General features: G+C 42.8%; 13 protein-coding genes. 4 read left to right on the top strand and 9 right to left on the bottom strand.

What is annotated here, in order from left to right; all coding sequences use genetic code 11:
• Positions 1-500: 500 nt before the first annotated feature.
• Positions 501-1,418 (bottom strand): alpha/beta hydrolase, encoded by a 918-nt coding sequence (locus PPA03S_RS28800; RefSeq protein ID WP_062329032.1) that lies wholly within the window; start codon positions 1,416-1,418, stop codon positions 501-503.
• A 164-nt stretch (positions 1,419-1,582) separates the two neighbouring features.
• On the opposite strand from PPA03S_RS28800, the gene PPA03S_RS28795 reads away from it, so the two are divergent.
• Entirely contained in the window at positions 1,583-2,131 is a 549-nt protein-coding gene (locus PPA03S_RS28795; protein WP_062329030.1) for a TetR/AcrR family transcriptional regulator, read from the top strand.
• 421 nt (positions 2,132-2,552) lie between these two features.
• Here PPA03S_RS28795 and PPA03S_RS33100 read toward each other — a convergent pair whose 3' ends face one another.
• Positions 2,553-2,717, bottom strand: a complete 165-nt coding sequence (locus PPA03S_RS33100) for a hypothetical protein (protein WP_157284412.1) — start codon at positions 2,715-2,717, stop codon at positions 2,553-2,555.
• Positions 2,718-3,206: 489 nt separating this feature from the next.
• Here PPA03S_RS33100 and PPA03S_RS28790 point away from each other — a divergent pair, with 489 nt between their 5' ends.
• Together PPA03S_RS28790 and PPA03S_RS33500 are read left to right on the top strand one after the other, a co-directional pair.
• On the top strand, positions 3,207-4,382 hold the full coding sequence (locus PPA03S_RS28790) for an RNA polymerase sigma factor (protein WP_082704351.1): 1,176 nt from the start codon (positions 3,207-3,209) through the stop codon (positions 4,380-4,382).
• Positions 4,379-4,636 (top strand): hypothetical protein, encoded by a 258-nt coding sequence (locus tag PPA03S_RS33500; protein ID WP_167666114.1) that lies wholly within the window; start codon positions 4,379-4,381, stop codon positions 4,634-4,636. Before PPA03S_RS28790 ends, PPA03S_RS33500 begins: the two co-directional genes overlap by 4 nt.
• A gap of 473 nt (positions 4,637-5,109) precedes the next feature.
• On the opposite strand, the gene PPA03S_RS28780 is transcribed toward PPA03S_RS33500, so the two are convergent.
• The 5 genes from PPA03S_RS28780 to PPA03S_RS28760 form a co-directional block, all read right to left on the bottom strand.
• Positions 5,110-5,448 (bottom strand): hypothetical protein, encoded by a 339-nt coding sequence (locus PPA03S_RS28780; protein ID WP_157284410.1) that lies wholly within the window; start codon positions 5,446-5,448, stop codon positions 5,110-5,112.
• Positions 5,445-5,714: a hypothetical protein gene (locus tag PPA03S_RS33095; RefSeq protein WP_157284408.1), complete on the bottom strand. Its 270-nt coding sequence runs from the start codon at positions 5,712-5,714 to the stop codon at positions 5,445-5,447. The genes PPA03S_RS28780 and PPA03S_RS33095 overlap by 4 nt, the downstream gene beginning before the upstream one ends.
• 292 nt (positions 5,715-6,006) lie before the next feature.
• Positions 6,007-6,906, bottom strand: coding sequence for a hypothetical protein (locus tag PPA03S_RS28770; protein WP_062329015.1), 900 nt, complete (start codon positions 6,904-6,906; stop codon positions 6,007-6,009).
• Positions 6,907-6,918: 12 nt separating this feature from the next.
• On the bottom strand, positions 6,919-8,748 hold the full coding sequence (locus PPA03S_RS28765) for a zinc dependent phospholipase C family protein (RefSeq protein ID WP_062329013.1): 1,830 nt from the start codon (positions 8,746-8,748) through the stop codon (positions 6,919-6,921).
• Between the two features lie 667 nt (positions 8,749-9,415).
• Positions 9,416-9,739: a winged helix-turn-helix transcriptional regulator gene (locus PPA03S_RS28760; protein ID WP_062329010.1), complete on the bottom strand. Its 324-nt coding sequence runs from the start codon at positions 9,737-9,739 to the stop codon at positions 9,416-9,418.
• A 144-nt stretch (positions 9,740-9,883) separates the two neighbouring features.
• Here PPA03S_RS28760 and PPA03S_RS28755 point away from each other — a divergent pair, with 144 nt between their 5' ends.
• Positions 9,884-10,768 carry an SDR family oxidoreductase gene (locus PPA03S_RS28755; protein ID WP_062329007.1) on the top strand — a complete coding sequence of 295 codons (885 nt, stop codon included), beginning with the start codon at positions 9,884-9,886 and terminating at the stop codon, positions 10,766-10,768.
• A 175-nt stretch (positions 10,769-10,943) separates the two neighbouring features.
• Here the strand turns inward: PPA03S_RS28755 and PPA03S_RS28750 are convergent, their stop codons facing one another.
• Entirely contained in the window at positions 10,944-12,143 is a 1,200-nt protein-coding gene (locus PPA03S_RS28750; RefSeq protein ID WP_062329004.1) for an MFS transporter, read from the bottom strand.
• 383 nt (positions 12,144-12,526) lie between these two features.
• A complete protein-coding gene (locus PPA03S_RS28745; RefSeq protein WP_082704350.1) occupies positions 12,527-15,055 on the bottom strand; it encodes a heavy metal translocating P-type ATPase in 2,529 nt (842 codons plus the stop codon).
• Between the last annotated feature and the right edge of the window lie 23 nt (positions 15,056-15,078).

The following is a 15,078-nucleotide window of genomic DNA, read 5'->3' as shown; positions in this document are numbered from 1 at the left end:
CCCCCCCCCCCCCCCCCCCGATGTTAACCAGAAGCTCATCTCTCAGAGAATGAAATTCCGGAAATTCATCACCTCTCAGGTACCATTTTAAAAACAGTCTCCCTGGACACAAAAAAACGGTACATTATTGTACCGATCATTGACTCACTCCATCTATGTTAATGTACAAAACGTCTCTAAGTCCAGCCCCAGAAGAAACCGTTTGTACAAACAATGGCAGACGTCATGAAGATTGAGCTTGATTATGAAGATACTCTCGCTAAGTCAATAAATGCACATTAAAGCAAACAAGTTTCAGGCGGCTCAAATTCCGAATTGTTCGGAGCTCAGGTCGCCTGTAACTTGTATTTTATCTTGGTATTGAATTGGATTTTCTTTTCTTAGACAAATTTATTCCCATGAATGATGACGGAGTGCCTCTTAGAGAGATCAGTATAGTCTCTTACATTCATGCGCTAAGAAATCATAGTCTATTGTCTGAGGGTTGTCCGTAAAGCGCATTAAAGATACTTTTTATAGAAAGCGTCCAATCTGTCAACAGCTTTCTTCACTGGCTCAGTCTTATCGTACAAGTCATAATGACTGGCTCCTTCTACAATAAACAGATCTTTATGTTCCGAGGCTGCACGTTGATACAAATCATGACCATCATGGTAAGAACCAAACGCTCCCTGTATACTACCGACAATGATCTGCAAAGGTTGGGTTAACAATGAGTCTGCCAGATGAAACGCGTCAAAGGCAATAATGGAATCTACACTTGTAAATTTCAAACGGTTAGGTGAGTTCGGATGCTGACCTCTGGATGTGCGGTAGTAATCCACTGCTTGTTTAATATCAAGTTCATTCATCCCTGCTGCTTCTCTTTCTTCGTGGCTTCCAGGAATCCATGGGTTAGTCAGAGGTTCTGCCCCGCGTGCCTCAGCCGTACGTTGCTGAGCAACCTGCTCCAACATTCCAATTGGATCGTTTTCACGATATCCGCGACCTATGTTCGCAACGGAAACTGCAGCCACTGCCTGGATGCGTCGTTCCGTCATTGCAGCATGTACTGCATATCCTCCTCCAGCACATACCCCCAGTACACCAATCCGATGCTCATCGACATATTCCAGAGTAGTCAGGTAATCCACAGCAGAGCGAATATCTTCCACACGAGCGGACGGGTATTCGGCATGACGAGGCTCGCCTTCACTTTCTCCCTGATACGATGAATCAAATACAATCGTCACATAGCCCAACTCGGCAAGTTTCTCTGCATAGATGCCTGCTGTTTGCTCTTTGCAGCTACTACCCGGATGAACACAGACAATAGCCGGATTACCTTTCTTTTCTTCAGCGTGCTCAGGTATTCGGAGAATTGCAGCTAAAGCCAGACCCTGCGCTAGGAATTTAACGTTCTTTTGGATTACTATCATCTATAAAACCACCTTTTCTATTTATGACACTTGTGCGTATTATTCGCCTTATGTATATTTAGGTTAAAATAATCAAGCATTAGATTCAATAACCACATCACTTCACATGTGTGTTAATACACACACCACATACAATGTGTAGAAATGTACAGGAGGACGACGCTATGGATAAAATAGACCGCAGAATCATAAAGTCCAGACAAGCAATTCAATCAACTTTTTTGCAAATGATCATTCAGGAAGGGTTTGATAACATCACAGTTAAACATCTGACAGAGATAGCCAATGTAGGTCGAAAAACATTTTATCTACATTATCTTGATAAATACGATCTGTTGGATCAAATGGTGGACGACCATATCGCACAACTGCAAGAAATATGTGATCAAAAAAAGGATATCGGCATAACTGAAGGTTCACTTATGTGGTTTTCTTACTTTGAGCTTCACAAATCATTCTTTGCTGCTTTATTTCAAAGTGACAGTGCTTCAGCCTTTCGCAAAAAGCTGTTGTCCTTTACTATGGGAGAGATTGATAAAAAGTTGAATGATGAAACACTTCCGATCATCGATAAGCGTATTTTTTTGAAGTTTTTGGGGATGGCAACCATGGGTGTACTTGAATCCTACGTATTGGACGAAATAGACAGTGATATCGAGGCTGTGTCAGCGCAAGTGGTTCAGTTATATATGACACAATTAACTACTAGCTAATGAGATCTATTATATGTCTTCCTGATTGTAAAATTAAATATCCGCTTGCTGGAGAGCAAACGGATAAAACAAGAACATTGTACCATTTCAATTAGACAATTAGACATTAATGATGCATTTAACATTATAAAAATAAATTCGGCTTCTCCATTATAGTTTGGCTTGTTTTGAATTGTTTATTATTTGAAGTGTTACATATTATAAAAACTTGGAAATCTCAACACAAACACCCAGTCGTGTTCCGTTTGACTTCACGATTCTTGTGAAAGAAAAGGATCATGTGCCTCAAAACCAGGTCTACTCCTGGCATGGTTCTCGTGATACATAATCAATTCACTTACGTTGGCCACTAACTTTGAATCGGAACTCCTCTTGTAACAAAGTCATTAAATTGGTGTTATCAGCGCAGCAGGAGTAGCAATTAAAATTTCAAAACGATGTTGCCTTTTTTTTCAGGCGCACTAACAACTTTCACTGCAAGGTGAATTTCCGATAAATCAAATTCCGTGTAGCTTGATAACATCGTTTTCGAATTGGTCCCTACCTCAATAGCTGCTTTCATGTCTTGCATACGCTCTTCTGCCATCGCATCTTCCTGCCAGGTCAGGATTGTTACCCCAGCGTAAGCGCCTTGACAGAAAGAGTAGTCATATCTGACGGTCCATTTGCTAAAGAACCGTATGAAACGATGCCGCCTTATTGGGCTAACGTTTCCCGTTAGTTTAATGAACCTCTATTATGCATTTGAATAATTAATCGAGACAACTCCTGGTTAACTACGGAACGAAGGAGTACCCCAAGTACCCGAAGAAGAACTTCGGCTCGTGCTCCTAGTTTGTATCCTCCCATAGTTGAACGGAAAAGAAGTATCTTTATATACTGAAAGTGAGACCTTTTCATCTAAAGTAATCTTCATCTTGTTTAACAAAAAGTTCATAACGTCTCTTTAAATGACCTACTCATGATGTTTGTAATTATACATGTATGAGTGATCTGGTAGGACGTCCAAATTTTTTTTAAAATAATCCCAACCTTTATTTCGCCTGGCACACTATATAATTGTCAGGAATTACAGATGCAACTATGGAGGCAAAATATGGATTCAATTGGTAAAAACGGAAAAGAAGCGGCGGAAGCGATTCGGAGCTATGTCAAACCGATCTTCGGTTTTGCCTTAAACCGGGTCAAGCAGCGGGCCGAGGCGGAGGATCTGGCTCAGGAGATTATGCTGCAGTTGTTGAAATCCTTCTCTGGGGTGCGGGACATTAGAAGCCTTGACGCTTACGTCTGGACGGTTGCCCGATACACTTGGGTGAATTGGTTGAAAAAGCGTGCGCACGCTCCCCAAGCGTTCGAAATCAACGGCATGTCCGAACTGTCTGCTGCCCCTTCCCGGGAGCCGCTTGACCGGCTGCTGGTAACCGAAGCTTACCGCGAGCTCCGCCGAGAAGTCGCGTTTCTGTCCGACATCCATCGCCGGATCGTGGTCATGCATTACTACGACGAGCTTAAAATCGGCGATATCGCGATTGCTCTGAACATTCCTGTCAACACGGTGAAGTGGCATTTGAGCGAGGCTAAAAAGAAGTTACGGAAAGGGATGAAACGTATGCGTGCAACAGGAACTTTAAGTGTCAATCCGGTCAGCATGGGGGAAATGGGCCATTCCGGTTCGGCCGGCAGACTAGGCGAAACCAACGATTTTCTTGGACGCGCCTTGGCGCAAAATATCGTTTACGCGGCTTATCACAAGGCGCGTACCGTACATCAAATCGCGGAGGAGCTCGGAATGCCGCCGTCTTTGCTGGAAGGCGAAGTCCGGCACCTGGCCGATTACAATTTTCTCATCCAAACCTCTCCCGGCAAATATCAAAGCAATACCATCGTCTGGGACCTCTTCGAGTTGGCTGTAGCCGGCCATCAATTTTGGCAAGATTGCGCCGCCGAAGTGGCCGATGTTCATTTTGACGCGTTAATGGAAGTTCGCCGGCAAGTCGAGGATAGCGGAGTGTACGTTCCGGACGGTGGCAATTCAATACTTACTGGAGCGACCGCGAGATGGATTGGCGTTTCCTGGAATACCGGAATGTCGAGATTTGTCATGCGTTCCAACAAGGGGAACTGCCCGACAACGAAGAGAACGCCGAGCAATATTCGTTCCTGCTGGAGAAGGGGTACATCCGCAAGACGGAGGAGGGGTACAAGTTCAATGCGGTTTGGATCGACTCTCCGCAGACGTTGGATCGGTTGAACAAGGCAATGCCGGATTTGTCCGCTCTGTATGCGCCTGCTGTCGGCAAGCTCTACGACAAAATGCTCAGCCTGTTCCTGCTAAATCAGCCGAATCATTTGGAGCCGCAGCTTGCTTACATGGTGAGAGGCAACACCGGCGGAGGCAGGCTAGTCGCTTATATTTTGAAGCATTTGATTGATAACGGGAAGTTGAAACCGCCGTTGCCGCACCAGCAGAAGACGATTTCAACCTGGATGGGGCCGGTCAAGTAAGTCGGTTCGGAAATGTATACGAAGAATGGCCGTTCCCGGGCGGTGGCCATTTTTACACAAAACTCTGTCTTTCCACTCTGTCTGTCCAACGAAGTGATTAGGACATCGCTATTTCACCACGACCCCCTCCTGAACATATGAAAATGATTAAAAACTACCCATGACGCATGTGCGTCATGGGTAGTTTTTAATCGCAATCGTATCTGCCGGATTACTCCTTTACCTTACGATTTTTTATCTTTCTTGTCCGCAACCAACCGTGAGAGGCCAGATACTCCACTACTCAGCAGATCTATTCAGCAAATCTGCCCGTTAGTTTAATGAATTGAAGGGCAAGATGACGATTAGATACACGCCTAATCGGCAATAGGAACATGTTCTTGTCCTTGTCTCGGGACAAGAACTTGTACCGATAAATTAAAAAAGCCGCTAAAATAGCGACTTCAATGGGACCATGTTCTTGTCCCTCGACATCAAACAAACTCCAGCAGCAATACGACCATGCTGGCCAGTGCTACGGTTTGGGTTTGGCTTCTACTTTGTCTGTTCCAGCCTCCCATAAGTTCCCTCAATCGTTCCGTTTTCTCTGCAATCCATCGCTTCGAATGAGATCTACCCACACATTCCTGAATCAGATCTTCCACATTCTCGGTATTATTCTCCAAGCATCTTTGCAGCACTTTTAGGGACGTTGTCGCATACAAGTTGCAAAAGACTCCGATGAAATCAGGAAACACCTGCTCAAGCAATGCTCTGCTGTTTAGCTTCGCCTGCACGTACATAGCGGTCACAAACTCATGCTGCCTGGTCAAGTGCTGAAGCTCACTGTAGGACTCTTCCCACTACGTTTCAGATATCCGGCCAAACCTCGATGGTAATGTCCGGTTGTCTTGAAGACAACGACAGGCTCCACACCACTTGCCTCTTTCAGTATGCTAAGCACTTCCCCTAGCCGCTCGAAACCTTCTTCACCATGCTGGAGGGTCTCCATCCTTCCATATGGTTCGTTACGCTTTTTGAAGGCATGAATAACACTACATCCGTTCGCCACCACATCCATTCCAACAACGGGTTGCATAAAAACCTCCCTAATTCGATTTACCGGCATTTCCACCTGGTTTCCAAACCCATAGCTTCGCTTGTGATACGAGGGCATAGCCTCAACCAGCTCAAACATGGTCGTTGGAAGGTAGTGGGAGAATAGTTTTTTGTATGGGTTCTTTGTCCCTAAGCCGCCCTCGTTCTCCCGGCTACCACCATCATAAAAATAGGCCAACCAGAAAATTTCTGGCTGACCTAACAATACGAAAGCGCTATAATAGCGACTTCAATGTTACCATGTTATTGTATCTCGAAATGTTTCTTTCAACTTACTCGTTAATCACGATCCACATGCCCCCGATTACCCTTCTGTTATATTCCAAAAGCCTTACTTCCAGTAGATGCAACTTGTCGCATTTCTCATTTGTATCAATGCTCTTTTCAACAAATATTCGTGCTTTTTGCGGCTTATCCTTGGGTACATACACACTATAAACTCCAGAATCTCTTCGATGTGGCTCTTGTCCATTGACAGTCAAGTTAATATTTCCAAAAAGCCGATCTGAAAAATGGGCGAAATGAGATCCTAATGCCCTATTGATAATATCTTCTTTGTCACTGACGTTGATGAATTGTACTTCCAGTAGCAACTCTCCATTATTCTCAATAGTTGGATTAACGAGATCGAAGTCGAATGTAAAACTACTTTCCTGTTTGAGTTCAATAATGTGTATGTTACGTTGGGCAAGGTGGCGATCCCGAGGAATATCAAATTGGTCAGGATATCGGTACATGTCCGGCGGTGATACCAAACTTACGCGAGCAGTTAAACATAGATGTCCAGTTTCAGTCGGAACCCAAGGAATACGGATCGAAGAGGTGCTGTAGCCTTGTACCGTAACATATTGGCTCCCTATCATTTGAGCAAGCGTAGCTACGAATCCTGTTGTTGGTCCACCATAGAACACCTCGACAAATGCATCATTAGCAGGAATTCCGCCACCATTAGTGACAATTACTTCGATATGGTTTCGTTCACCTGCGACTCCTTCGTCTCCTCTGGTTCCGTCAGGCTTAATTATAATTATATCTGGGCTGACAGCACACAACATGTCTGAAGGACGTGGTTCGATCCCATTGTCATCTGGATGGGTACGGATATAGAGGTATGTCTGTCCTTCAAAAATGTCTTCATCGGGGCAACATTCGCATTCATAATGATTTTTCACTAAGTCACCTCCTCAATTATTATAATTGACATCAAGGGGATTTATGTCGTCTAGAGGCCCTGAAACGTTAGTACTCCATGTTTTCCAGCCATAGCCGCGATCTCCATCTAAATTGAAGTTTGGGAGATCCTCCATTCGTGAGACAATCAAGTCCGCTGAGCATTGTAACGCATTACCTAGTTGTCCGTTTTCCCATGTTAAGTGATCGATGGAATGGGTTGAATCGTTTTCTCCATATGGAATTGTGCAATCATATAAACGTTCTATCTGGTCACTCCAAGACTTTTGGGCCTCGTAAACAAAATATGTTGGGAACTTACCATAGAATGGTCTCGGTGCCGGTTCCGCGAAAGGTTCCTCAGCGAATGTTTGTGGGTATATCAAATGATCTTCGGGGGTGGAAAACCCGTGATGCTCCTGTTTGAGTGGATATTTTGAGAAATCGGCTACTCCGCCTCCTGTCAAATGAGCAAAAGAAGTATTTACAAAACACAAACCCCATGGATGTTTGGTCAAATCTTCGCTCTCGGGGAATAAGTATCCGGCGACGACTAGCGAAAACCTACAGTTATCGTAGAAATCATACATTACCTTGTGAATTTGATATAACAAGTACTTTAGGAGTTGAATCCCTTCCCAATACCCTAGTGTGACGATATCTCCAATATGACTGATCGTCCAATCTACAACGTATAGGGCAACATCCTTTAGATATTCCAAGAAACTTTGCATTGACCGAAAAAAGTCACGTATACTGATCCTTCGGCCACCTCTGCCGGACAAATCTTTCGGGAATCTGGGCAACCCTTTAATAAAATCAACCCAAAGTTCCTTGGAAGCTCCTCCAGGTGGGTCTACCGGTTTAGGCTTTACCGCCAAGCCTGATTCAGTTGCTTTTTTAAACCAACTTAACCATAATCGATAAGTAGAATCGAGGTCCTCCAGCGATAACATTGGAGGATGTGGAATATCTTTAAAGGTGATGTTCAGTGAAGATATAAACATCTCTCCCAATTTTTTAGGCAGCTTGTCATCTTCAAACTGACATGATTTATATAAGTAACTGCCTGAAATGGAGTTGAAAGAAAATCGTTCTTCACCTGACGACAAATTGCAATCTCGGAAAGTTTGTCTCTGCATTTTGGCATCATCATTTAGCATATACGCATCAATCCAATTTTCCACCAGCTTATGTCGATGCCAATGAGTGCGATATGGCCCACCAACAATAGTGTTAACAAAAGGGTGTCCAACTATATCAGTACCAATGTGGCTAGCATAGCCAAGGCAATAACGCTTCAAATCTTCATCGTCCTTGGCTAATTTCCACATGTTTGAGCAAAATGTGCCTGATTTTCTATAGTGTAGTGTATCAAACCAATACCAATCGTTTTCAGGAGCACCTTTCTGAACTTTAGGATATACCGCGTAAAAGAGATCCACTTTGTCCGTTAAAACGGAAGCCAATTTATGCAGTGCCCCTGAAATAATGGTACTAACTACGTCTCGAAGTTGCTGTAATAAACCATGAAACAACTTTTCATCTATCCAATTAATGCCCTCGTCGATTTTTTCTTCCATGGGTTTTACATGTTTCTCATAAAAATCGATAAAAGGTTGGAGGGTTTCGTAAATTTCGAAATAGGTGTTTATTAGGTTTGCGAAATCGGGTCCATACTCCTTCATTGAAAAGAATAAAAAGTCAGGTCCAATACTGCCAAATCCAGTGTACGGACTGCAAGGTTGATCTCTTAGCATCTTTGCCAGATCAGGGCGTCGCATTTCGTGTAGATATGTCGCTAGTTTTTGCTGTACAATAAGGTGTGTAATTGGCCCAGGCATTCGTTCATCTCCTTGGATTTATTTGTCGATGTATATAATGCTCGTGTATGGCATGTGTTTATACATAGACCAAAATTAATGTATATTAGCATTTAATGGGTATAGTTAATGTTTTAAAGAAATTAATAAATTCGCTGAGTATGAGTAGAGAGTATCAAGGATTACCAGCATGATTAAAATAAAGACTGTAAATTTAAATCGATCCTTCATCAGTTTTGTCCCCTTTTTAGATCTTTTTTCATAAAGCCGTATTATCCCTGGTTCACACTTTAACTATGAATGGCTTGTCTGCTACTAGCCGCTTCATCTACGAGGAAGCCTTCTTTCTCAAAGTATTTTTAAAAAGCACATGAACTGGAAAATAAGATTCTACATTTAAATAAGCTTATTCTTAGATTTATAATAGATGAATGGCTCAGCTGAGCTATTCGAGGGAGACAAAATGGTATAATTGTAAACAATTTGTGAACCTGGTTCTTATACCAGTAAAAAAGCTCTCTTTATACATGATTTGAATAAAAGATGCCCCCAATGATGTATTCAATCATTGGGGGCATCTTTTAGATATCAGTTTAACTCAGATATGAGTATGAATAATACCGACTCCTTATAATAGGAAAAGCCGCTTTTACAGCGATTTAATGGTATTTGCTTGTGTTCAAGGTGCTTACATATGCTGTAGACCCCAGTTTTGCAATTGTAATAAAATTGGGGTGAGACTATGTCCTTTATCCGTAAGTGAGTATTCAACACGAGGTGGCATTTCAGCATAAGCTACTCGGTGCACTAGCCCACTTTCCTCAAGATCACGCAATTGACGTGTCAGTGTGCGATGCGTTATGGTGGAGAGCAATTTTTGCAGTTCGTTAAATCGTATAATATCTTTATTCAATAAATGGTACAAAATCAGAATTTTCCACTTCCCGCCGATCGCATTAACTGCAAATTCGACCGGACAAGGGCTACAATTTTCTAGTGGTTCGATCTCCATAAGTTTACCTCCAAAAGTATCACGGGAGATACCTGATATCCCGAATGTGCGTACTTACATAAAGTTTGTGAGTTAGTTATTATAAATACAACATTTAGTTCATTACTGAACAAATGAATGTAACTATAAGGAGCTGTTGTATATATGGAAACGATATTAGTCTATGGAGCGTCAGGGGTACAAGGTGGAGCGGTAGCAAGATTGTTAATTTCCAAAGGAGTAGCGGTTCGCACAATTACACGTCATGAGAAGAACGTAACGGCCTTGAAAGAACAAGGCATAAATGCATTTGTTGGCGATCTGTCTGTACCAGAAACGTTGAATGAAGTTAACAACGGTGTGGATAAAGTCTTCTTGAATATGCCAATCGAGTATGACACAGCATTAATGAAGCAACAAATTACGAATGCCGTTGAAGCTGCGCGACAAGCACACGTTAAATTGATCGTTGTGAATTCGAATGGATTTTTACCAGAACAGCCAACCGACACCAAAACGTTGGATGTTAAACGAGAATTGATCGAGTACGTACAACAAAGCGGTATTCCAACTATTTTGGTAAAACCCACACTCTATATGGAAAACTTCTTGATTCCGGGTCTGATCAATAATGGAATGCTCTTCTACCCTGTACCAGCAGATAAACCGATCCCATGGATCAGCTCCGAAGACGCAGCGCAATATCATTATTATGCGTTAAATCATCCTGATCTGGCAGGACAAGTGCTGCTGGCTCCAGGTCCGGAGGCACTCACCGGTGCAGAACTGGGGGAGCGTTTTACACAAGCATTGGGACAAGATGTAACCTTCCATTCCCTGAACTATGATGATTTTGAAGCAGCTCTCTCTCCAGTGATGGGGGCAAAACAAGCAGCTGGTGTTGCAGGCTTCTATCGTTGGATCGGAGCCAATATTGATTCCCTGAACTATTATGACGTGAAAGATCGCGTGGTTGTCCCTGATCTCCAACTGACCTCGCTGAAGGATTGGTTGCAACAACCGCATGTAAAAACAATTTTTGGTTCTTAAGAATAGATCCAGTAACATCGCTCTAGAATTCGTTGCAATAATACTTTAATCTCTCGGGGAATGTGCTATAGTACATTCCCTGAGAGATTATTTTATCAGCCACCCTACTTTATGTTGTCTCAAGGCTATACCCCACGGCCCTTCCACTTGGCGTTTCCACCCTTAAAAACACTTCTTATCGGAGTGAGGCTTGATTTGATTTTCCTTTCCATAATACGGTAAGCCCTAAACCAATGATCAGAACTATTCCTGCAAAAAGATAAGGGTAGTGAATATTAATATCAAATAGAATACCACCCAATGCTGGACCAAAAAAATTCCCCAAGCTAGTGTAAGTGGAGTTCATACCTGCCACAAAACCTTGCTGTTTACCAGCAGTTTTAGATAAGAAGGTAGTCAGGGCAGGTCGTAACAAATCAAACGCTAAAAAAATAAAACAAGTTACAATTAAAACGGATATGAAGCTAGTTACAACAGTAGATATGAATGCTAAAACCGAACCCATGATTAGGCAGAGCTGGATCACCATTTTTTCGCCTAATTTATTTACTAATTTCCCAAACAATAAAATTTGAATAATTACCGCTACAATAGAACTTATGGTGATAATGCTTGCGATATCCTTGGGAGTGAAGCCAAATTTCTCATCAGAAAACAAGCTGAATACTGTTTCGTAGGCAGATAATCCGAAAGCAAGGACAAAGACCATAATAAACGCTATGAAGTAGGTTGGTTGAATTGATTTTCTTAAATCCTTAATGAAGCTAGATCCCTTTGTATTTGAAGATAATTGTTTCATCTCTTCAACTGAGAGAGGCTCTTTTAATATCATTGAAGAGGAAATAGCGGCTAAGAGTGCCATAGCAGCGGCGAAGAAAAACGGCATCCTAATACCATAATCTGCAATAAACCCACCCACACCTGGCCCAATAATAAATCCGGTGCTGATCGCAGCGGAGACGTATCCCATCGCCTTAGGTCTATCCTCTGTAGTCGTAATATCAGCAACGTATGCTGTTACAGCTGGCATAATAAACGCAGCACTTATTCCTCCCAGTACCCTGGACAAATAAAGTATTGAAACGTGTGTTCCTAGACCGAAAATCAATTCTGATAAACTGAATACCAGTAAACCGATAACGATCATTTTTTTTCTTCCAAAGCGATCAACCCATCTACCAGCAAAAGGCGAAATAATTAACTGGGATAAGGCATAGACTGCAACCAGATAGCCCATTGTACTTCCGGATAAATCCAACATGTCTTTGAAAGAAGGCATAACGGGAACAATTAATCCAATCCCGAGAAAGGCTGTGAAAATATTACTTAGTAAAATCACCATTACCATTTTTTGATCTTTTAGTGACTTTTTCATCTGAATACTCCTCTTACGATTAAATTCATAAACTTCAAATGATTAGATAACGTAAGATATAAAAGTTGAAATTTTTCTCTTAGTTATTATTTCATCATAAGATATAGTCTATAAGCTTTTAGTCCATTTTTACATAGATGTAGTAAAGTGTTTCAGGCATTCTGATTGATTGATGAAAGTGTTCTTGTAAAATCCGATTATAAGCGCCTTAATAAGGATCAAGTTAGTTCTCTTATTCAACAAAAAAGTCGCATAATTTGCGACTTTAAATGTACTATATTCTTGTTAATCAAAAAATCTATTCACTAAAGTAGTTTTCACGTTATCTCTGACTCAGTCTTTGAAGCTACAAAACGGAATAATTCACCGGGATATTAACGTAATTAAAGTTTCATTTTTTGAAGACGTAATGAATTAAGTACAACTGAAACACTACTGAATGCCATCGCTGCACCAGCCAGCCAAGGAGCCAGAAGACCAATGGCAGCAATAGGAATACCTACTACGTTGTATGCGAGCGCCCAAAAAAGATTCTGTTTAATATTTCGCATCGTTCTTTTACTTAATTCAATAGCATCTGCAACACTGTTGAGATCTCCGCGCATGAGTGTAACATCCGCAGCCTCTAAGGCAACGTCAGTGCCTGTTCCGATGGCCATGCCGATATTAGACACGGCTAAAGCGGGCGCATCGTTAATCCCATCACCTACCATGGCTACAATCTGGCCCTTTTGCTTTAATCTCTCTACTTCAGCAGCTTTTTCCTCCGGTTGAATGCCTGCGATGACTGTGGAGATTCCAACTTGACTTGCAACAGCACGAGCAGTGTGTACGTTGTCACCAGTCATTAACACCACTTCGATTCCCATCGCGTGAAGCCGGCTAACCGCCTGTGAAGATGTTTCCTTTACCGTATCCGCAACAGCGACCATTCCAGCCCATACATTATCTACTGCCACGAGCATTACCGTTTTTCCTTGACCCTCCAATTCAGACATAACGGCCAATGCTTCTGTAGGAACCTGCACCATAGCATCGGCTAGTAGTCGGCGTGTTCCAACGAGAATATCTTGGTTGTAACCACGTGCACGTACGCCAGATCCCGGAATATTCTCAAACTGTTCTGGTGTGAACATGATTTTTATACCTTTCTCTCTGATCCCCTCAATAATAGCTTGGGCGAGAGGATGTTCAGAGCTCGACTCAGCAATCCCAATCCGCTGCAACAGTTCGTCGGTTGACCAAGCCGGTGCAGACATTACATCGGTCATAACTGGTTTTCCGTGAGTGACAGTGCCCGTTTTATCGAGAATAACCGTCTGAATGTGTTGCGCAGTCTCTAGATGCTCCCCACCTTTGAACAAAATACCATATTCGGCAGCACGCCCCGAACCAGCCATTATGGATGTCGGTGTAGCTAAGCCCAGTGCGCATGGGCAGGCAATCACCAAAACTGCAATCGCTCTCTCTAGAGCAGTGCTGAATCCTTCTGAGTTTTCGAAGATCAATGACAATATAAAGGTTACAATAGCTATGCCTACGACTACAGGTACGAAAATCCCTGAAATTGAATCAGCTACGCGTTGGATCGGAGCTTTCGATCCTTGTGCCTGTTCCACAATATGAATGATCCGGGATAACGTACTATCAGCACCGACCTGAGTTGCGCGAATAACAAGACGTCCGTTTTTGTTCAAGGTCGCACCGGTTACACGATCGCCAAACTTCTTGTCGATAGGCAGACTTTCTCCGGTTAACATCGACTCGTCTACGGAGGAAGCCCCCTCCTCAACAATCCCATCCACAGGAATCTTTTCGCCAGGCTTCACGATGACCAGATCATTAGCGAGTACATATTCGGGAAGAAGTTCTGTCTCCTCACCGTTTCGGAGAACCCGAGCACTTCTCGGAGCCAGTTGCATCAAGCTTTTAATAGATTGCGCAGATCTTCCTTTAGCCAGAGCCTCCAGCCACTTACCGAGCAATATCAATGTAATCAACACGGCGCTGGTTTCGAAATACAAATTAACAGGTCCTTGAGTGGCCGTGTTTACAACCTCCGTCACCGGGACGCTTCCTCCATGGTTATGACCAGATGTACCACCGGTACTAGTTAGCGATGTTAAATATAAACTATACAAGTAAGCCGAACTTGTCCCAAGTGCGACGAGCACATCCATATTGGCACTTCGATTTTTCAAAGCTTTATATGCACCTTTATAAAATTGAGATCCTAAATAGAACTGTATGGGCGTTGCAAGCAGCCATTGGAACAGTGGATTCATAAATACATCAGGTACCCATATCCAAGATGTGAACGAGAAATGTGACACCATGGCCCATAATAAGGGGAAAGAAAGCACGGCTGACAAGATCCACTTCCATTTTTTACGTTGAATCTCCTGTTCCCTCATGGATAGAGCTTCTGCCTCTGTAGCTTTTATACGTGCTTCAAAACCCAGTTGCCTGATTTTATAAATGAGGTCGGAACCTTTCAGTGTTCCAGCTACAAATTCTACACGCCCTGACTCCAGCGCCAAGTTTACATTCACACGCGTCACCCCCGGGAGACGACTTAGGCCTTTTTCGATGCGTGCTGAGCATGCTGCACAAGTCATACCTGAAATGTTTAGGTCAACGAAAGTCGAAGCTGTTCCGAAGCCTAAGGTATCTATTTTATTGCGAAGGGACTGAATATCTACTAAAGCGGGGTCATATGCTACCGTTGCTTCCTCGGTAGTTAAATTTACATTCGCCTGTCTAACACCCTTCAATCGGGTTAGTGCTTTCTCGATCCTGGTTGAGCATGCTGCACAGGTCATACCAGTAATCTGAAGCGTCGTTTGGCGATTCCCTGCATCGTTTACATTTGCTGATTGCTGTGAGTTGGGAGTTCTATCAATATTGTCCATAAATTTTGGCTCTCCTTATTTGA

Origin of the sequence: Paenibacillus pabuli NBRC 13638 (assembly GCF_001514495.1) — a bacterium.
Classification (GTDB): domain Bacteria; phylum Bacillota; class Bacilli; order Paenibacillales; family Paenibacillaceae; genus Paenibacillus; species Paenibacillus pabuli.
The sequence above is the reverse complement of the archived record's forward strand: the minus strand, read 5'-3'. Positions and strand labels throughout refer to the sequence as shown.